Raw genomic sequence first — 20,267 nt, 5'->3', positions numbered from 1 at the left:
ATCCCTGGCACTTTTGGCTGGCTATCTATTCGTAGTGTTTGTCAGAAATATGATGGAGTTGAATAAAACCTACCCAATGCCAAGTCGTCATAAACGAATGAAACGTGATAGTACTGTTTTCGCGGATAGTTTTGATTACGGCTACCGAAACTATATTGGGTTTGATGACTAATTTTGGCCCTTAGTTGGTTCATTTTAAGTACAACTCAATGATATCAAAGATATATTACAAATTCATTTTAACTAATAGATTAGTGTGTCGACGTCGCTGCTTCGAGTTGCGCAGGCTCCATAAGTGCGAATGCTGTGCGCATTTTACGCGCCTCCTCTCCGGGGCTGCGACCAAACAGTCGTTTGAACTCCCGGTTGAACTGCGATGCACTTTCGTAGCCGACCCGAGCCGCTGCCCCTGCAGCAGTAACGTTGTCCCGGATCATCATCAGTCGCGCCTGGTGAAGACGCACTGACTTGATGTACTGAATAGGAGAAGTCGCCGCTACGGCTTTGAAATGCGCATGAAAAGCCGGAGCGCTCAGGCCAGCTTCGCGCGCCAGTGAAGCCACATCCAGTGGCCGGGCGTAATCGAGGTGGATACGCCGTAACGTACGCGCGATACGTCCAAAGTTGCCATGACAGGCCAGCGCAGCACGAATGGCTCCGCCTTGTTGACCCAGCAGAACACGAAAAATCAGCTCGCGTACAATCCCCGGCCCCAGAACCCGGGCTTCAAGCGGTGAAAACAATACCTTCAGAAGACGAACTGTCGTATCTGACAGCGTGTCGTCAAGTGGTGTGGAGACAATGCCGACGGGTGTGCCTGACGCAGTACTGGCATGGTGATCGACAGCCATAGCCAGGTCTGCCACAGCTGTCATATCCAGACTAATGGACACAGCAAGCAAAGGTTCTGTCGGACTGGCATCGGTCTCGCTTGAGAATGGCAGAGGTACTGACAGCACCAGGTAGTGCAAAGGGTCATAGTGGTAAACCCTGTCGGCCAGGTAGCCACGTTTGTGTCCCTGACAGACGATAATAATGCTCGGCTCGTAGAGTACGGGCGTGCGACCCAACGGTCCGTCTGCACGCATCAGACGAACGCCATCAAGCAGCGTACGCGTATGGCCTTCGTGCGGGGCAAGTTGGCAAATCATAGCAGCCATTTCGGACTGCTGAGACACAGAGGGGGATGCTCCTGACATATATCAGACCTGCTTAGTTAATTTAATGGTTATATTTTTGCTTCTGACATGCTTAAAAATCAATACAGAAATAGGATTAGGCAATGATGCAAGAGTGTCAGGCCTGTCGCCGATCTTTCTCTCTATTTATGATAACTGCCTGTTCGATATTCCCACGGCATTTCCTGTAACCCCCGAAGACAAGTAAGGAGGAGTAATGAAAGCAGTGGTATCTGAAAAGGCTAAGGTGGTCATTCTTACCGGAGCAAGTAGTGGTATAGGTGAGGCCACAGCCCGTCATCTTTCCCGGCTGGGGCACCATCTATTTATCGGAGCCAGACGTCTGGAAAGACTGACAGCATTGGAGGCAGAGTTGCGGGCAAAGGGGGGCAATATTGATGCCATGGCACTTGACGTCACGCGACCAGAAGATTTGCAACGCATCGTAGCCAGTGGCGCAGGCAATCGCTTATGCCATCGAACAACCCTCTGGCGTGGATATCAGCGAACTTATAGTCCGTCCTACGGCCAGTCCTCATTAACCGTAAACGTGTTTTCATCTATCAGGAGTGTTCATGTCAGAACCAAGCGCTTTTTCCATGTCCATGTCTTTTGCTGGCCATGTTGCTATCGTCACCGGTGCCGCCAGCGGTATCGGCCTGGCGACCGTCGAACTGTTGCATCGCCAGGGAGCACACATCGTCGCGGTTGGCCGGGGAGATAACGTCAATACGCTTGCGCGCGAAGGCATCATTCCTGTCGTAGCCGACGTGACGCAGGAAGCCAGTGCAGAGCTGGCGGTCCAGACTGCAATAGACCAGTTTGGTCGTCTCGACATCCTAATCAACAACGCTGGCATCATCATCAACCAGCCGGTGGCAGCAATGACTCTCACGGAGTGGAATCAGGTAATGGCTGTTAATGCAACGGGCGCATTCCTTTTCTCAAGGGAAGCCATGCGCCCAATGATGGCGGCAAAATCAGGTGCAATCGTTAATATTGGTTCCTACGCCTGTTATCAGTCCTTTCCCGGTATCGCCGCCTATGCAGCATCCAAGGGGGCGCTGGCGCAGTTAACTCGCACACTCGCGCTGGAAGCTATCGATCACGGTATTCGTGTTAATGCCGTCGGCTCCGGAGATGCTGTGACAAACATTACGAATACACTCCAGCCCGATGGGCAGGCATATCTGGCAGAGCACGGTCGTAAAGCGCCTATTGGTCGCGCAGCCCATCCTAATGAAATCGCAGAGGTAGCGGCCTTCCTGGCGTCAGACAGAGCCAGTTACATTGTTGGTGCGGTGGTTATGGCCGACGGTGGCATGAGTGTCGCCATCCAGTAATGCAACTTATTTTTCAACAACAGGAGTCTCCATCAATGCAACAACAAACCTCACCTGCAAAAGTCTGGTTTATCACCGGTGCCGCTCGTGGTATTGGCCTTTCGCTGGCGCGTCAGCTGCTGGCTCGTGGCGATATCGTTGCTGCAACGTCCCGTACCAGAGCCAGTCTGCGTCAAGCGCTTGGTAACGACAATGCGCAGTTGCTGGCGCTGGAGGTGGATTTAGTGAACGAAGCGAGCGTTCAAAAAGCCATCAATGAGACTATTACCACTTTCGGCCGCATAGACTGCGCGGTAAACAACGCAGGTTACGGTCAGCAGGGCACTATCGAAGCATTGACCGATAACGAATTGCGTCGCAATTTCGATGTTAATGTGTTCGCTCCCCTGCACGTGCTGCGCCATGTACTGCCGCATATGCGCGCGCGGCGCGGCGGACATATATTCAACGTGGCGTCGATCGTGGGCTTTCAGGGCGGTTACGCAGGCTGGGGCAGTTATGTTGCCAGCAAATTCGCGCTGGCCGGTCTGACCGAAACACTGGCTGCTGAACTGGCCGAGCTGAACATCAGGGCCACGGTGGTTTATCCGGGACCGGTGCGCACCGGGTTCCTGTCGAAGGACACGCTGGTCGTGGCCCAACGCACAATCGCCGACTATACCGAAGCTAAGGCCTCGCTTGACCTCCATCTGAACGGTCTGGACGGCAAACAGGCTGGCAATCCTGATAAAGTATCCTCTCTGATATTGCAGGCGGCCAGCGCTGACGAACCACCAGTGCATCTTTTCGCAGGTAAGATTGCCAACACGCTTGCGGAGCAAAAAATGCAGGTTGTGAGTAAGGACCTTGAGGTCTGGCGGTGTGCGTCAGACGCCACGGATTTTAATGAGTAATAACCCATTTCCCCGGGGACATGTGAACAACGCTGCCCCTGATTTTTCCTTCTGGAGGAAATATCATGCATGAAAGCCTGCCTGCGGAAAAAGCGTATCGTATTCTTGAGTCCGGCCCTGTTATTCTGGTGTCCACTAGGGGGACAGATGGCCGTGCTAATCTGATGACCGTAGGTTTTCACATGATGATGCTACATGACCCACCGCTGGTCGGTGTGATTATCGCCCCCTGGGACTACAGTCATCAGGCATTGTCAGATACGAGGGAATGCGTGCTGGCTGTCCCGACAGTAGAACTCACGGAGAAAGTCGTGGAAATCGGCAATTGTTCGGGAGAAACAGAGGACAAATTTGCACGTTTCGGTCTGACGCCTGTCCCTGCCCAATGGGTCAATGCGCCTCTGGTACGTGAATGCTGGGCCAACCTTGAGTGCAAAGTGGTGGACGATAGCTGGATGCGGCGCTATGACCTGTGGGTTCTGGAAGTTAAGCGGATATGGCTCGATAGCTCGCGGCAGGATGTGCGACTGGTCCATCATCAGGGTGACGGCTGTTTTAGTGTGGATGGTGAGACGATAGACCTCAGAGACAGAATGGTGAAATGGCGCGATCTGATGGATTGAATTTTGTGCAATCTAACTACAACGCCCTGATGGCGATACATTACCGGCAAAATTCGGAAATGTATCGCCATGAACAAGGGCGCACGCCTCGTTATCCATCCTGTAAATGAATACGCCAGAATACTTATAAAAATTTTCTTTTAGCTCAATTTTTCAGTCAATTAAATCCTGCAATTTACTGGCTGTATTGTGGCTTGAGTACCTGTCAATCTGACCAAACAGCGGGTCCCATTGTTGGATATCAAGTTGCGCGATAAGACCTTCACGTGCAAAAGGGGCCGCACTGATCATTGCCTGGACTTCATCCAGCGTCTCAGCCCTGAAAATAAGAAATCCCGCCCGCAGCTGCGTATTATTTAGTGGGCCGGATAGTAGTTTGGACTGCCCCCAAAACCGTGGACATATCCTGTCCTCACGATGAGGCCCGTTCAAAGGCCTCGGGACTGACCCCGCCAAATTGGATTTGTTACCGGATGCTTTACTCGCTGTTATCTGGTCGAAGTAGTTGAAGAAACTGGCATTGAGTTTGGTGCGGTCATCTAAGCCATGTTTGGCAGATTCCATTTCCAGCAGGCGTTTGGCACGAATGGCTTCGGCTTTTTGCTGTGTGGTTTTGTTGTGCTCGCGCTCAACTGCGTTTTTTGGCTTATTATAGAGGAACAGATTCAGCGTTTCATAAGCGCGTTTTTGGGCTATCGAGTCGTCTCCAGTTGTCTTTGAACCAACCTGATAGCACGTTGGCCATTCTTATCTGGATCTCGGTTTTGTATATTGATTTTCATGGGTTTTCCTCATCTTGTGCGCCAGAATTTATCTGTGGCGCACACGTGGCGCAAGAATCGACAAAACCCGTCAAATCACTTCTTACCAAGTAAAAAATTATTTTAAAATCAACATGTTGTTTTGATTGGGTTTGATGCGTTTTACTATTCTACTTGCCTATACAGAAGCTGGAAAAAATTCTGCCTAGCAGGTCATCAGAGGTAAATTCCCCGGTAATTTCGCTTAGTGCCTGTTGAGCCAGTCGCAATTCTTCCGCCAGCAGTTCCCCCGCGTAAGCACTCACTAGTTGTTCTTTACCTTCCTGTAGATGTTGGGCTGCCAGTTCCAGTGCTTGCAAATGACGGCGACGGGCCAGGAATCCGCCCTCGGTATTGCTGGTAAAGCCCATGCTCTGTTTGAGATGCTCACGTAAGGTATCAATACCTTCACCGGTACGCGCCGAAAGTCGAATAAGTGAGTGAGTATTCACATCCTCGATACCTAATGGTTCTCCGGTGATATCCGCCTTGTTCCGAACTACTGTGATCGGTAGCGTGGTGGGTAAGCGGGCCATAAATTCCGGCCAGATATCGGCGGGTTCCACTGCGTCGGTGGTGGTGCCGTCCACCATAAATAACACTCGGTCTGCCTGTTCAATTTCCTGCCAGGCACGTTCAATACCAATACGTTCTACCTCGTCGCTGGACTCACGTAACCCCGCGGTGTCAATGATATGCAGTGGCATACCGTCGATGTGAATGTGCTCGCGCAGCACATCGCGGGTGGTGCCGGCGATAGCTGTGACAATTGCGGCTTCCCGTCCGGCCAGCGCGTTTAGCAGGCTGGATTTACCGGCGTTGGGTCGCCCGGCAATGACCACTTTCATTCCTTCACGCAGCAGACTTCCCTGATGCGCTTCAACCCGTACCGCGTCCAGATCGGCGATGACGCCGTTAAGCTGCGCTTCTATTTTGCCATCGGAAAGGAAATCGATCTCCTCATCGGGGAAATCAATAGCGGCTTCCACGTAAATGCGTAGTTGTGTCAGGGCTTCGACCAATTGGTGGATACGGGCAGAAAATGCACCTTGTAATGAATTGAGTGCCGAACGAGCGGCTTGCTCTGAGCTGGCATCGATCAGATCGGCGATAGCCTCAGCCTGGGCCAGATCCAGTTTGTCATTCAGAAAGGCACGTTCTGAGAATTCACCGGGGCGGGCGATACGTACACCGGGTAGCATCAGAATCCGTTTTAATAGCAAATCGAGAATAACCGGGCCGCCGTGTCCCTGCAGTTCCAGCACGTCTTCACCGGTGAAAGAGTGTGGGCCAGGGAACCAGATGGCAATGCCCTGATCGAGCACGTTGCCAGCAGCGTCATTGAAGGGCAGATAGTCGGCATAACGTGGTTTGGGTAATTTACCCAGCACTGCTTGTGCTATGGTCGCCGCCGCCGAGCCTGAAACACGCAGAATACCCACCCCCCCGCGTCCCGGTGGCGTGGCTTGGGCGACGATGGTGTCGGAGTGACTCATGGTTTTCTCTCTAAAAAATAAGGCGGTCATTGACCGCCTTACAGTATGGATTGGGTGTCAATCAACCGTGATTATTTTTTCTTCTCACGGCTGTGTAAACCCCGCTTTTCCAGCCCACGGTAAATCAGTTGCTGTTGAGCAATGGTCACCAGGTTGCTGACGATATAGTACAGCACCAGACCTGACGGGAACCACAGGAAGAAGACGGTAAAGATAACCGGCATGTAGGTCATTATCTTCTGCTGCATCGGGTCGGTAACGGTGGTCGGCGACATCTTCTGAATGAAGAACATCGTCAGCCCCATCAGGACCGGTAGCACGTAGTATGGGTCTTGCGCCGAAAGATCGTGGATCCACAGAGCGAATGGTGCATGACGCAGTTCCACTGATCCCATCAGCATGTAATACAGCGCCAGGAAGATAGGCATCTGGATGACCAGCGGGAAGCAACCACCCAACGGGTTCACTTTCTCCGCCTTGTACAGCGCCATCATTTCCTGACTCATGCGCTGTTTGTCGTCACCGATACGCTCACGCATGGCCGCCAGTTTCGGCTGCAGCATGCGCATTTTCGCCATAGAGGTGTACTGCGCGCGGGTTAGCGGATACATGATGCCGCGAACGATAAAGGTGATAGCGATAATGGAGAAGCCCCAGTTACCGATAAAACCGTGCAGGAATTTCAGCAGTTTGAACAGTGGCTGAGAAATGAACCACAACCAGCCGTAATCCACGGTCAAATCCAGATGGGGAGCAATCGCCGCCATTTTGTCCTGAATTTCCGGGCCGACCCACAATGTTGAGCTAAGTGCCTGCTGACTGTCTGGTTGAACGACTACCGGGGCGGCTTTAAAGCCGATAGCGGCCAGACCATTACCCAGATTGGCGGTGTAGAAGGTGTTGTTACCTGTGGTTGAGGGAACCCAGGCGGTTGCAAAGTATTGCTGCAACATGGCTACCCAGCCGCCCGGCGTGGTGACGTTCAGGTTGTCCTTCATATCGCTGAAGCTGTACTTGCGGTACTTGTCTTCGCTGGAAGAGAATGCAGCGCCACGGTAGGTATGCAGAGCGAAATTATGGCTACCAGTGGCACGGTCTGACGGCAGGTCAATCGACTGCTTCAACTGGCCGAACAACGTCAGTTCCAGTGGTTTGGCACTGCGGTTGTTAACGTTGTACTCAACTTTCAGCGCGTAATCACCACGCTTCAGCACGAACGTTTTGGTGTAACTGACATCATTGGCATCGGTATAAGTTAACGGAATACGAATTTCGTTCTGTCCGTTTGCCAGCTGGAAATGATCCTGCGTCGTGCTATACAGCGGACGCTCGCCATTAGCCGGGTTGTCCGGACCGTTTCTACCGGTTAAACCACTTTGAGCCTGATAAACAAAGGTTGGTGTGGTTTCCAGTAATCTGAACGGCTGTTGTGAACCCAGTTTCGCTGAGTAAGACAGCAGGTCGGCCTGTTCAATATCACCGCCACGCGTATTGATGGTCAGTGACAGCACGTCGGTCTGTACTGTAATCAGTTTACCCTGACTGCTGGCTGGTACGCCCTGGTTAGCAGTATCACCCACAGTGCTATTCGTCGTCTGTTGTGTGGTCTGAGCGTTGGCCGGCGGATTTTTATCCGTTTCCCAAGCCTGCCAGATCATGAACGTTACGAATAGCAGAGCGATGACAAAAAGATTGCGTTGCGAATCCATCGTTAATGTTCTCTGTTATTGTCGGGTTTTGGCGGTACGGGATCATCACCACCAGGGTTCAAAGGGTGGCATTTTAATACGCGTTTCAGCGTCAACCAACTGCCTTTTATCATGCCGAACCGACGTATTGCCTCTATACCATAGTGGGAACACGTCGGCCGGAAACGGCAATGTGGTCCAAGTAACGGACTAATAACGAGTTGATACCCGCGTATCAACCCGATTAGCAGGCGTGAGCCAAACGACAGTGCCGACGCCATAATTTTTCCAATGCTTCCGTTAGCATACAGTTATCAAGCTCAGACACCCCTTTTTTCGCTATTACCACGAAATCCATAGCGGGTAATTCGTGTTGATGCAAACGAAAACTCTCGCGCGTCAGACGTTTAATCCGATTGCGTTCATGTGCCCGTTTGACATGTTTTTTAGCGACGGTAAGACCGACACGGGGATGCCCCAGCGTGTTCAGGCGGCCGAGGATAGTGATTTGCGGCGTGCCAGCCCGTTGTGGCTGCTGGAAGACAAAAGTGAAATGGCTGGGAGTTAACAAACGTAACTCCCTGGGAAAAGCGAGCTTAACCACTCGGTGGGTTAGCTTTTATTACTTAGAAACAGTCAGACGAGTACGGCCTTTCGCACGACGGCGGGCCAGAACCTGACGACCATTTTTGGTGGCCATACGAGCACGAAAACCATGGCTACGGTTACGCTTCAGTACGGACGGTTGGAAAGTGCGTTTCATGGCGATTTCTACCTAAACTTGATTAAAACTTCACAGTAAACGCGTTTGGCTACTCGGCGTGAAAATGACCGACGCCTCTATATCCGGCATCTTTCAAGTTGTCGATGCGTTGGCTGCTCTTGCTCACCCAGTCACTTACTGATGTAAGCTTCTGTGGATTCGCATGGTTGCCGCCTGGCTGCAACTCGAAATCTATTGAATATATCGCATATAATAAAGAGGCGAGATTGTAATAAGTGTACAGTCCCGAGTCAATTAACATCCACGTTTTACCCATCTATTGTTCCCGCTTTTCGGGATCTCCTGCCTGACTACACAGAAAACAGATGATAACGTGCAGGGCGGGAATTATACGGACTCTGTGATAAAGAGCAAGGATCGAACGATGATCCTGTCGCTGAGATCATGATCACCTACCGATCTCTAAGATTGCGGTTATTCTTATACTCTACTGACGCCACTCGTGTACGGTATGAATAACAAATTGCGCACCACGATCCTCTGGATGAATCGTGGTAGCTTGTTATAAGAATAGCCTGTGGATAAAAAGGACTGAAACTGTGCAGAAGGGGAAGATCTCTGTCTGGGTTTAGGTTATGATCCGCCGTCCCGCTAGCGATCCTCGGTTGGGATCGTCACGGTAAGCCGCATCTATAACGCGGTGCATACTGGCTCTTTTACGCGGGGGCTAGTGCTAAAAATCATGAGTTACATAATTAACGATTCTGTTTCTTTTCTTTTTGATTAATTTTGTTCGAGTGGAGTCCGCCGTGTCACTTTCGCTTTGGCAGCAGTGTCTTGCCCGTTTGCAGGATGAGTTACCTGCCACAGAATTCAGCATGTGGATACGCCCATTGCAGGCGGAACTGAGTGACAACACTCTGGCGCTTTATGCACCCAACCGTTTCGTGCTGGATTGGGTACGTGATAAATATTTAAACAACATTAATGGGCTACTGACTGATTTCTGTGGCATTGATGCGCCGTTGCTGCGTTTTGAGGTGGGTAGCAAGCCTGTTATACCGGTTTCTGTATCGGCAGGAAACCATATTGCCGCTGCCGCACCAGTAGCGCCAGTGCGAGTCACTTCTCCTGTGCGTCCGAGTTGGGACACGCCCCGCACACAGACAGAACATACTTACCGTTCCAATGTGAATCCCAAGCATACTTTCGATAATTTCGTTGAGGGTAAATCCAACCAACTGGCACGTGCGGCTGCGCGGCAGGTGGCTGATAATCCGGGTGGCGCTTATAATCCGCTGTTTCTTTATGGTGGAACGGGACTGGGTAAAACCCATCTACTGCATGCTGTGGGTAACGGTATCGTCACCCGTAAACCCAATGCCAAAGTGGTTTACATGCATTCTGAACGCTTTGTGCAGGATATGGTAAAAGCGTTGCAGAACAATGCGATTGAAGAGTTTAAGCGCTATTACCGTTCTGTTGATGCGCTGCTTATTGATGATATTCAGTTTTTTGCCAATAAAGAACGTTCGCAGGAAGAGTTCTTTCATACTTTCAATGCATTGCTGGAAGGCAACCAGCAGATTATTTTGACATCCGATCGCTACCCTAAAGAGATTAATGGAGTGGAAGATCGACTTAAATCGCGATTTGGCTGGGGGTTGACGGTTGCTATCGAGCCACCAGAACTGGAAACCCGGGTGGCGATCCTGATGAAAAAAGCGGATGAAAATGATATCCGTCTGCCGGGTGAAGTCGCTTTCTTTATCGCCAAGCGGCTGCGTTCCAATGTTCGTGAGTTGGAAGGGGCGCTGAATCGTGTGATTGCCAACGCCAATTTTACCGGTCGTTCCATTACTATTGATTTTGTGCGGGAAGCACTGCGTGATTTGCTGGCGTTGCAGGAGAAACTGGTCACCATCGATAATATTCAGAAGACGGTGGCGGAATACTATAAGATTAAAGTCGCTGACTTATTGTCCAAGCGGCGCTCCCGATCAGTTGCTCGTCCGCGTCAAATGGCGATGGCACTGGCCAAGGAGCTGACCAACCACAGCCTGCCGGAAATCGGTGACGCATTTGGTGGTCGAGATCATACCACGGTGTTGCACGCCTGCCGTAAAATTGGGCAGTTACGTGAAGAAAGTCACGACATCAAAGAAGATTTTTCCAATTTAATCAGAACATTATCTTCATAATATCATGAAATTTATCGTTGAACGTGAGCATCTGTTAAAACCATTGCAACAGGTCAGCAGCCCCCTCGGGGGTCGGCCGACGTTGCCGATCCTGGGTAATCTGCTGTTGCAGGTGAGTGAAGGAATGCTGTCATTAACCGGCACTGATCTTGAAATGGAGATGGTGGCGCGTGTTGCGTTGGCCCAGCCGCATGAACCGGGTGCAACCACTGTGCCGGCGCGCAAGCTGTTTGATATCTGCCGGGGTCTGCCAGAAGGTGCCGAGATTGCCATCGCACTGGAAGGTGATCGGATGCTGGTGCGTTCTGGTCGTAGCCGTTTTTCATTATCTACTTTACCGGCGACGGATTTTCCCAATCTGGACGACTGGCAGAGTGATGTGGAATTTTCTCTGCCGCAGGCCACGCTCAAGCGGCTGATTGAGTCCACCCAGTTTTCAATGGCACATCAGGACGTGCGCTATTACCTCAACGGTATGTTGTTTGAAACCGAAGGCGAAGAATTGCGTACTGTCGCGACGGATGGACACCGTCTGGCGGTGTGTGCCATGCCAGTAGGGCAATCTTTGCCATCACATTCGGTGATCGTGCCGCGTAAAGGCGTGATGGAGTTGGTGCGTTTGCTGGATGGCGGGGATACGCCGTTACAGTTGCAGATTGGTACTAATAATATTCGTGCCCATGTGGGGGATTTTATTTTCACCTCCAAACTGGTGGATGGTCGTTTCCCTGATTATCGCCGCGTATTGCCGAAGAATCCTGACAAAACGCTGGACGCCAGTTGCGATTTGCTCAAGCAGGCTTTCTCCCGAGCGGCTATTCTCTCTAATGAGAAGTTTCGCGGTGTGCGTCTGTACCTGAATCATAACCAGTTGAAAATCACGGCCAATAACCCTGAGCAGGAAGAAGCCGAAGAGATCCTGGACGTGCAGTATGACGGCGCGGAAATGGAAATTGGCTTTAATGTCAGTTATGTACTGGATGTGCTTAACGCACTGAAATGTGAAGGGGTTCGTCTGTTGCTGACGGATTCTGTTTCCAGCGTACAAATCGAAGATAGCGCCAGTCAGGCGGCGGCCTATGTGGTGATGCCGATGCGTCTGTAGTGGCATGTGCTGGTCAATGGGGAAATTGTACCGCTGCTGTTTTAGCGTGCGCCGCACTGAATTATCAGGTGCGGCGTGTTGTTTCTGAAACGTGGGTGATCTGTGTTCGGCAAATCGGCTAAATGGTAGTGAAATGGCTTTGACCCGTCTTCTTATCCGCGACTTTCGCAATATTGAATCTGCCGATCTGGCGTTGGTTCCCGGTTTCAATTTTTTGGTCGGGGCCAATGGCAGTGGAAAAACCAGTGTGCTGGAAGCGATTTATACACTGGGTCATGGCCGGGCGTTTCGCAGTATTCAGGCCGCCCGGGTGATCCGTCATGATCAGCCGGAATTTGTACTGCATGGCCGTGTCGAGAGTGGGGCGTTTGAGCGCTCGGTTGGGTTGAGCAAGAACCGTCTGGGGGACAGTACCGTCCGCATTGATGGCAGTGACGGCCACAAGGTGGCAGAACTGGCGCAGTTGCTGCCTATTCAGTTGATTACGCCGGAAGGATTTACGCTACTGAACGGCGGGCCTAAATTTCGCCGGGCCTTTCTGGACTGGGGTTGTTTTCATAATGAACCGGCTTTTCTCACGGTCTGGAGCAACGTGAAGCGGTTGTTACGTCAACGTAATGCTGCGTTGCGTCAGGTGAGTCATTATGGACAATTAAAAGCGTGGGATCAGGAGCTTGTGCCGTTAACGGCACGTCTTAGCCAGTGGCGGGCCGAGTACAGCACGGCCATCGTAGAAGATATCACTGCCACTTGTGGCCAGTTTTTACCCGAATTTCCCCTGACCTTTTCGTTCCTGCGTGGCTGGGATAAAGAAAGCGATTATGCCGAGCTGCTGGAACGGCAGTTTGAGCGTGATCGGCAGTTAGGTTATACCGCGTTGGGGCCACATAAAGCGGATTTCCGTATTCGCGCTGATGGTGTTGCAGTAGAGGATATGCTGTCGCGTGGCCAGCTTAAATTGCTGATGTGTGCCTTGAGACTGGCACAGGGTGAATTCCTCACCCGGCAGAACGGGCTGAAGTGCCTGTATCTGATTGATGATTTTGCTTCTGAATTGGATAGTACCCGCCGCCGTTTGTTGGCTGAACGGTTGAAAGCCACCCAGGCGCAGGTATTTGTCAGCGCGGTTAGTGCTGAGCAGATCGGCGACATGGTTGGTGAAAAGGGCAAGATGTTCCGCGTGGAACAGGGTAAAATAACTGTTCAATCACAGGACTAATATGAGCGAGAAACGTTGATGTCGAATTCTTATGACTCCTCAAGTATCAAGGTATTAAAAGGGCTGGATGCGGTACGTAAACGCCCGGGTATGTATATCGGTGATACAGATGATGGTACCGGTCTACATCACATGGTATTCGAGGTGGTGGACAACGCTATCGACGAAGCACTCGCTGGCTACTGTAAAGATATTGTTGTGACGATTCATACCGACAATTCGGTGTCGGTGCAGGATGATGGCCGCGGTATTCCTACCGGTATTCATAAAGAAGAAGGCGTGTCTGCTGTTGAAGTCATCATGACGGTGTTACATGCTGGCGGAAAATTTGATGATAACTCTTACAAAGTATCCGGCGGTCTGCACGGTGTAGGGGTTTCTGTCGTCAATGCCTTGTCGGAAAAGCTGGAACTGGTAATTTGCCGCGAAGGTAAAGTTCATGAGCAAACGTATCGTCATGGCGTGGCGCAAGCGCCGCTAAAAGTGGTGGGCGATACGGAGAAAACCGGTACGGCTCTGCGTTTCTGGCCAAGCTATGAAACGTTTACCAATCAGATTGAATTCCAGTTCGATATTCTTGCCAAGCGTCTGCGTGAGTTGTCATTCCTGAACTCCGGTGTTTCCATCCGTTTGTTTGATGAGCGTGAAGAAGGCAAGTCCGAGCATTTCCATTACGAAGGCGGTATCAAAGCGTTTGTGGATTACCTCAACCGTAACAAGACACCGATTCATCCAACCGTGTTCTACTTCTCTACGATGAAAGATGGAATCGGTGTTGAAGTCGCGTTGCAGTGGAACGATGGCTTCCAGGAGAATATTTACTGTTTTACCAATAATATTCCACAGCGTGACGGTGGTACGCATCTGGCCGGTTTCCGTGCCGCAATGACGCGTACTCTCAACACTTATATGGATAAAGAAGGTTATAGCAAAAAGGCCAAAATCAGCGCCACTGGCGATGATGCCCGCGAAGGTCTGATTGCTGTTGTCTCGGTCAAGGTTCCCGATCCTAAATTTTCTTCCCAGACCAAAGACAAGCTGGTTTCATCAGAAGTCAAAACCGCCGTTGAATCGTTGGTGAATGAGAAGCTGGTGGACTATCTGATGGAAAATCCGTCGGATGCCAAAATCGTGGTAGGCAAAATTATTGATGCCGCCCGTGCTCGTGAAGCCGCACGTAAAGCGCGTGATATGACCCGTCGTAAAGGGGCGCTGGATTTGGCTGGTTTGCCGGGTAAGTTGGCAGACTGTCAGGAACGCGACCCGGCGTTGTCTGAACTTTACCTGGTGGAAGGGGACTCGGCGGGAGGCTCAGCCAAGCAGGGCCGTAACCGTAAGAATCAGGCCATTTTGCCACTGAAAGGGAAAATCCTGAACGTCGAAAAGGCCCGCTTTGACAAGATGCTGTCTTCGCAAGAAGTTGCAACGCTGATTACCGCACTGGGCTGTGGTATCGGCCGTGATGAGTACAACCCGGACAAACTGCGTTATCACAGCATCATCATCATGACCGATGCGGATGTGGATGGTTCTCACATTCGTACACTGCTGTTGACGTTCTTCTATCGTCAGATGCCGGAAATTGTTGAACGTGGGCATGTGTTTATCGCACAGCCGCCGTTGTATAAAGTAAAAAAAGGCAAGCAGGAACAATACATCAAAGATGATGAGGCGATGGACCAGTACCAGATCGCTTTGGCGCTGGATGGTGCCACCCTGCACGCTAACGCCCATGCGCCAGCGTTGGCGGGTGAGCCGCTGGAAAAACTGGTGACCGAACATTATAGCGTACAGAAACTGATTGGTCGCATGGAGCGTCGTTATCCACGGGCACTACTGAATGCTTTGATTTATCAGCCGCAACTGAAAGAAGAGATGCTGGATGATCGTGAACAGGTGCAGCAGTGGATGGCCGCGCTGGTTAGCCATCTGAATGAAAACGAGCAGCACGGCAGTGCGTACAGTGTGGTGATTCGTGATTCTCAGGAACGGCATGAGCCGGTGCTGCGGGTGCGAACGCATGGCATGGATACTGATTATGCGCTGGATTTTGCGTTTATTCATGGTAATGAGTACCGTAAAATCAATCAGTTAGGTGAAAAATTACGCGGCCTGATTGAAGAAGATGCTTATATAGAACGCGGTGAACGCCGTCAGCCTGCCATCAGTTTTGAGCTGGCGCTGGAGTGGCTGGTGAAAGAGTCTCGCCGTGGTTTGGCTATTCAGCGTTATAAAGGGCTGGGCGAGATGAACCCGGATCAGTTGTGGGAAACCACCATGGACCCGACCAGTCGCCGCATGCTACGCGTTACGGTGAAAGACGCTATTGCCGCTGATGAACTGTTTACTACGCTGATGGGTGATGCTGTAGAACCGCGTCGGGCCTTTATCGAAGAGAATGCCCTGAAAGCGGCAAATATTGATATCTGATATTGCTTTCCATATTAATTCCCCGTCAGAGGGAATTAATATGCATACCATTACCCTATTTTACTCTGGGCACCGGCTTACGCAGGTGTCCTTTATTTTTGCTCATAACGCGGCCAGCGACCGCTGTTTAGCACTGTGCAGCTCCTGCATCAGCGTCATGATGGCGGTGATGATCATAAAAATTACCGCTGACCAGAAAATCGCATGCGGATGTCCCTGATCCAGCAACCAGCCAAAGACTACCGGGCCACCCGCCCCCCCGATATTAAATCCCGTAGTGACAATCCCGAAGACTCTGCCTTCCGCGCCAGCTGGTGCAGCCGCGCGTACCAGCATATCTCGCGAAGGGGCAATTATCCCGGACAAAAATCCGGCGACACCCAGTAGTGGAATCAATACGGTAGCTGGCAGCGAATAGGTTGCCACAATCGCCACCAGACAGGCGGTAATTGCCAGAGCGCCGGTTGCCACCAGACCGTGGTGTTGCGTTTTATCCGCTAGTGAGCCACCGGCCAGTACGCCAAAAGCGCTGGCAAACAGGAACGCGGTCAATGCTATATTCGCCTTGGATAATGGCAAACCATAGCCAGTGACAAGCGCCGTTACTGAGAAGTTCTGAATGGAGTTGGTGCTCAAATTAAGCAGCATGAACAGCAGCAGCAGTGTCATGATGGGTAAAGTAAACACCCTGATGCGGGATGACTTGGTTTCAACTCGTTTAGCGACAGTACGCACCGGTGTCTCATGCTCGGTTAGCAACAAGGGAATAGTCGCCAGACTCAGTAAACCGGCAGTAATAAATGCACTTTCGATACCGGTGAATGATGCCATCGCCAGGAGTACGCCGGGCGCTACCGCTGTCCCTAAAAATCCAGAGAAGGTATGAATGGAAAATGCTCTTCCCATCCGGGTTTCATCAATACCGCGGGACAATAAGGCATAGTCCGATGGGTGATAGACTGCATTGGCTACGCCAGCCAGCGCCATAGCCGTCAGCATCCAGGTATAACTGGTGAAAAAACCGAGAGATAAAAAACACAGGCTGCCCAGAGTCAATCCGGCAATCAATGTGCGGCGGGCACCGATACGATCTACCACAAATCCGGTGGGGGTTTGTACACAAGCCGAAACCACATTGAACACACCCAATGCAAAACCAATTTCCACAAAGCTGATACCGCGTTGTGTCGAAATCAATGGCATCAATGCCGGGAGCACCATCATATGAAAATGACTAACCCAATGCGCAGATGATATCTGTGCCAGTAACGGTATTTTCGGTAATTTCATCGTATTTTATGTATCCGCTGATAATCGGGTGAACCGGTGAGAGACAGCCGCTATCCCAAGGTCGATGAGCGATATAGCCTAGCATATCGTTCGAATAATGAGATCCCTGTCTTTCGATGAAATGATGCTTATAGATAGGGTGATTAGAGGATCTTCACGGTGATCCGAATCCCTTGCACCAGCAAGGGATTCGGAACGATCTGTCAGATTCAGGTGAGTTTGAATACCAGTACGGTTTGCGCCAGATGTTTGGCCTGATCCTCCAGCGAAGCTGCTGCTGCCGTCGCTTCCTGCACCAAAGCGGCGTTTTGCTGAGTGACACCATCCATTTCATGTACCGCCTGTGTGACCTGGCTGATACCGCGTGATTGTTCGTCGGAAGCGGAGACAATTTCTTCCATAATATCTTTTACCGACGTCACGGCGTGCAGCATTTCCTGCATGGTAGCGCCTGCATTTTGAACCAGTGAGACGCCACTCTCTACGCGAGTGGCCGATTCAGCGATCAGCGCCGTGATATCTTTCACCGCATCACCACTCCGCTGAGCCAGATTGCGTACTTCGTTGGCGACAACCGCAAACCCTCTGCCTTGTTCACCCGCCCTGGCAGCTTCTACCGCAGCGTTCAGCGCCAGAATGTTGGTCTGAAAGGCAATTCCGCTGATAATGCTGGTAATTTCGGCTATTTTCTTAGAGCTGTTGTCAATTTCACCCATAATATTAATGACCTGGCCGACGATAGTGTCGCCTTTTTGCGCGATTTGCGTGGCATTCTGGGTCAACTGTGTAGCGTTGTGTGCATTATCGGCATTCTGTTTCACGGTCGCCGAGATTTGTTCCATGCTGGCAGCTGTTTCTTCCAACGCGGCGGCTTGCTGTTCGGTGCGAGAAGCCAGATCGGTATTGCCAGCGGTGATTTCTGATGCTCCATGACTGACCGATTCACTGGTGGACATCAGTTGTTCCACAACCGACTTCAATTGTTGCTGCATGACCGATAATGCGTAGAAAATGCTGCTCTTATCTTTGGGTTTTAGCGGAATGTGGCGGGTAAGGTCGCCTTGCGCCACAGCCAGTGCGATGTCAGCGGCTTCTGTTGGTTCACCGCCTACTGGGCGCAGAACTTTGCGGGTGAAAATAAAGCCTACCACGGCGGAGACGATGACAATACTTATTAATGTTAGCAGGATGGCGATATTACGCTGTCGCTCCGACTTTGCCATTACGACATCAACCGGAACCGAGAGACCGAGCATCCATGGTGTGCCGGTATTACCGATAGTAATGGGAACATAAAAATTCATTACGTTGGTGTTCAGGAAGGGGCTGATTTTCTCCTCTTGATACTCTTTACCGCTCTGGATGCTGGCTAGTAAATTTGGGTCATCCTCTACTTTTTTCGTAATAAGTTTCTTATCTGGATGCGAGATATAAGCACCCGAAGAGGAGAGTAACTGAGCATAACCAGCCCCTTGATAGGGTTTGATGCTGTTAGTCAGTTTCTGCAATGTGTCGAGAGAAAAATCGGCGGTGACAGAGCCGTAGAACTTATTGTTGACGATAATCGGGACTGCAATTGATGTCAGCAGTACATCAACGCCGTTGTAAGGATAACTATAGGGTTCCAGAATGACTTCTTTTTGCAGCTTGCGCGGTAACAGATAGTAGTCGCCGCTCCCGGGGGTTTCGTAGTCAGTCAGGTTGTGCAGCGCAATATTGCCTGCGGTGTCACGGTCAACATAGCGGACAAAGCGACCTTTGGGATCCTGTTCAGGCTGCCCGGCATACTGACTATCTTTACCGTCGAAGGCATCCGGTTCCCAGGCCAGTGACATGGACAGGAAATCGGGGTGACTTTTTAGCGCGTTTTTCAGCAGGGTTTCTGCTGTTTTACGGTCTGGATTCCCCGCTTCCTGCAAGCTAATCATGCTTTGTACCAAATCGCGGGCAGCGAAGAGGGCGACATTTAATTTGTTCTGAATCAAATAGGTGTTGGCGTATGTTGTTTGTTCCAGATATTGCCGAGCGAGCTTCTTTTCCTGTTGACTGGATTGCCAGATCAGTAATCCGATGGTGATGATAAAACCTAGTGCAATGGTAGAGATAGCGGCGATGAGAACCAATGCCCGAGTACTGAGTTTTTTGTTATGGGAAGGCGTCTGAGGTAAAGAACGAGATGATGCAGAATAGGAAACCAATTCATTGGACATTTGATAATTCCCCCTGATAGACAGGTATTAAATATTTAATAAAATCAGTAAATTGGGTTTTCCTTGTGGTTTTTGATTTTTCCGTAAAGTGATATTAATCACAATAAAGACATCGGCGTTACGCGATGTTTCTTTAATGTATTTCTCATTTTATCTGACGGTTATTTCTCTGGCCTCACCGTATAAAGGCGCGTTAGCATACCAATAGTTAACTTGGTATCGGGAAGGCTATGGCTATTAAACTGATTGCGATTGATATGGATGGAACATTACTGACGCCACAAAATCTGATATCGCCGGTAGTGAAAGACGCGATAACAGCGGCGAGAAATAAAGGCGTCTATGTCGTTCTGGCGACGGGCAGACCTTTTATCGGTGTGAAACGTTATCTGATGGAGCTGGATTTGCAGCAGGAGGATCATTATTGCGTGACCAATAACGGGGCGTTGGTACAGCGCACGCTTAATGGTGACTGTATCGCGCAAACGACGCTCAGCTTCGCCGATTATCTCTATTTTGAGTCGATGTCCCGCGAACTGAAGGTACATTTCCATGCGTTGGATTTTAACTACGTATATACCACCAATAAAGATATCAGCGCTTACACCGTTTATGAATCTCATCTTACCGGTATGCCGCTGAAGTACCGGGCGGTAGAGGAGATGGATCGCAGTCTGCGATTCCCGAAAGTGATGATGATCGATGAACCGACGCTGTTGGACCGGGCAATCAAGCAGATTCCACCGCAAGCTCTGGAGCGTTACACCATCATGAAAAGTGCGGAATACTATCTGGAAATTCTGGATAAACGCGTCAATAAAGGTGAAGGGGTGAAAATGCTGGCTGAACACCTGAACCTGGACCGTACGGAGGTGATGGCGTTGGGTGATCAGGAAAACGATCTGGCGATGATTGAATATGCCGGGCTGGGCGTGGCGATGGGGAATGCTATCGGCAAAGTGAAAGAGGTCAGCCAGTTTGTGACCAGAAGCAACGCGGAAGATGGCGTCGCTCACGCCATTGAGAAATTCGTACTGAATAGGTAACCCGCCAGTAGCGGTGGATTA

18 protein-coding genes are annotated in these 20,267 nt (G+C 50.7%); 9 read left to right on the top strand and 9 right to left on the bottom strand.

The window, feature by feature from the left end; genetic code table 11:
• Window positions 1-251: 251 nt before the first annotated feature.
• The gene (locus tag PCO85_22575; GenBank protein ID WJV56182.1) at window positions 252-1,160 is read right to left on the bottom strand and encodes an AraC family transcriptional regulator; all 909 of its coding nucleotides are present in this window, start codon (window positions 1,158-1,160) and stop codon (window positions 252-254) included.
• Window positions 1,161-1,395: 235 nt separating this feature from the next.
• On the opposite strand from PCO85_22575, the gene PCO85_22570 reads away from it, so the two are divergent.
• From PCO85_22570 to PCO85_22555, 4 genes are all read left to right on the top strand, one after another.
• Entirely contained in the window at window positions 1,396-1,902 is a 507-nt protein-coding gene (locus tag PCO85_22570; GenBank protein WJV53869.1) for an SDR family NAD(P)-dependent oxidoreductase, read from the top strand.
• Entirely contained in the window at window positions 1,784-2,521 is a 738-nt protein-coding gene (locus PCO85_22565; GenBank protein ID WJV56181.1) for an SDR family oxidoreductase, read from the top strand. The genes PCO85_22570 and PCO85_22565 overlap by 119 nt, the downstream gene beginning before the upstream one ends.
• Window positions 2,521-3,414, top strand: a complete 894-nt coding sequence (locus PCO85_22560) for an SDR family oxidoreductase (protein WJV53868.1) — start codon at window positions 2,521-2,523, stop codon at window positions 3,412-3,414. Before PCO85_22565 ends, PCO85_22560 begins: the two co-directional genes overlap by 1 nt.
• A 65-nt stretch (window positions 3,415-3,479) precedes the next feature.
• Window positions 3,480-4,037 (top strand): flavin reductase family protein, encoded by a 558-nt coding sequence (locus tag PCO85_22555; GenBank protein ID WJV53867.1) that lies wholly within the window; start codon window positions 3,480-3,482, stop codon window positions 4,035-4,037.
• 153 nt (window positions 4,038-4,190) lie between these two features.
• Here the strand turns inward: PCO85_22555 and PCO85_22550 are convergent, their stop codons facing one another.
• The 6 genes from PCO85_22550 to rpmH form a co-directional block, all read right to left on the bottom strand.
• Window positions 4,191-4,601, bottom strand: a complete 411-nt coding sequence (locus tag PCO85_22550; protein ID WJV53866.1) for a YciI family protein — start codon at window positions 4,599-4,601, stop codon at window positions 4,191-4,193.
• 367 nt (window positions 4,602-4,968) lie between these two features.
• Complete coding sequence (gene mnmE, locus PCO85_22545; protein ID WJV53865.1) at window positions 4,969-6,333, bottom strand: tRNA uridine-5-carboxymethylaminomethyl(34) synthesis GTPase MnmE; 1,365 nt, start codon at window positions 6,331-6,333, stop codon at window positions 4,969-4,971.
• Between the two features lie 71 nt (window positions 6,334-6,404).
• The gene (yidC, locus tag PCO85_22540; protein ID WJV53864.1) at window positions 6,405-8,042 is read right to left on the bottom strand and encodes a membrane protein insertase YidC; all 1,638 of its coding nucleotides are present in this window, start codon (window positions 8,040-8,042) and stop codon (window positions 6,405-6,407) included.
• 2 nt (window positions 8,043-8,044) lie between these two features.
• Window positions 8,045-8,302 carry a membrane protein insertion efficiency factor YidD gene (gene yidD / locus PCO85_22535; GenBank protein WJV53863.1) on the bottom strand — a complete coding sequence of 86 codons (258 nt, stop codon included), beginning with the start codon at window positions 8,300-8,302 and terminating at the stop codon, window positions 8,045-8,047.
• Window positions 8,266-8,625: a ribonuclease P protein component gene (rnpA, locus tag PCO85_22530; GenBank protein WJV53862.1), complete on the bottom strand. Its 360-nt coding sequence runs from the start codon at window positions 8,623-8,625 to the stop codon at window positions 8,266-8,268. Before rnpA ends, yidD begins: the two co-directional genes overlap by 37 nt.
• A gap of 18 nt (window positions 8,626-8,643) precedes the next feature.
• Complete coding sequence (gene rpmH / locus PCO85_22525; protein WJV53861.1) at window positions 8,644-8,784, bottom strand: 50S ribosomal protein L34; 141 nt, start codon at window positions 8,782-8,784, stop codon at window positions 8,644-8,646.
• Window positions 8,785-9,554: 770 nt separating this feature from the next.
• Between rpmH and dnaA the strand changes: the two genes are divergently transcribed.
• The 4 genes from dnaA (at window position 9,555) to gyrB (ending at window position 15,700) form a co-directional block, all read left to right on the top strand.
• Entirely contained in the window at window positions 9,555-10,946 is a 1,392-nt protein-coding gene (gene dnaA / locus PCO85_22520) for a chromosomal replication initiator protein DnaA (protein ID WJV53860.1), read from the top strand.
• A 4-nt stretch (window positions 10,947-10,950) separates the two neighbouring features.
• Window positions 10,951-12,051: a DNA polymerase III subunit beta gene (gene dnaN, locus PCO85_22515; GenBank protein WJV53859.1), complete on the top strand. Its 1,101-nt coding sequence runs from the start codon at window positions 10,951-10,953 to the stop codon at window positions 12,049-12,051.
• 133 nt (window positions 12,052-12,184) lie between these two features.
• Window positions 12,185-13,270: a DNA replication/repair protein RecF gene (gene recF / locus PCO85_22510; GenBank protein ID WJV53858.1), complete on the top strand. Its 1,086-nt coding sequence runs from the start codon at window positions 12,185-12,187 to the stop codon at window positions 13,268-13,270.
• Between the two features lie 18 nt (window positions 13,271-13,288).
• Complete coding sequence (gyrB, locus tag PCO85_22505; GenBank protein ID WJV53857.1) at window positions 13,289-15,700, top strand: DNA topoisomerase (ATP-hydrolyzing) subunit B; 2,412 nt, start codon at window positions 13,289-13,291, stop codon at window positions 15,698-15,700.
• Between the two features lie 102 nt (window positions 15,701-15,802).
• Here gyrB and PCO85_22500 read toward each other — a convergent pair whose 3' ends face one another.
• A complete protein-coding gene (locus PCO85_22500; GenBank protein ID WJV53856.1) occupies window positions 15,803-16,990 on the bottom strand; it encodes an MFS transporter in 1,188 nt (395 codons plus the stop codon).
• A 209-nt stretch (window positions 16,991-17,199) separates the two neighbouring features.
• Complete coding sequence (locus tag PCO85_22495; GenBank protein WJV53855.1) at window positions 17,200-19,200, bottom strand: methyl-accepting chemotaxis protein; 2,001 nt, start codon at window positions 19,198-19,200, stop codon at window positions 17,200-17,202.
• Window positions 19,201-19,430: 230 nt separating this feature from the next.
• Here PCO85_22495 and yidA point away from each other — a divergent pair, with 230 nt between their 5' ends.
• Window positions 19,431-20,246 (top strand): sugar-phosphatase, encoded by an 816-nt coding sequence (gene yidA, locus PCO85_22490; protein WJV53854.1) that lies wholly within the window; start codon window positions 19,431-19,433, stop codon window positions 20,244-20,246.
• The last annotated feature ends 21 nt before the right edge of the window (window positions 20,247-20,267 follow it).

The sequence above is a fragment of the Prodigiosinella aquatilis genome, from assembly GCA_030388725.1.
In the GTDB taxonomy this organism is placed as follows: Bacteria; Pseudomonadota; Gammaproteobacteria; order Enterobacterales; family Enterobacteriaceae; genus Prodigiosinella; species Prodigiosinella aquatilis.
The sequence above is the reverse complement of the archived record's forward strand: the minus strand, read 5'-3'. Positions and strand labels throughout refer to the sequence as shown.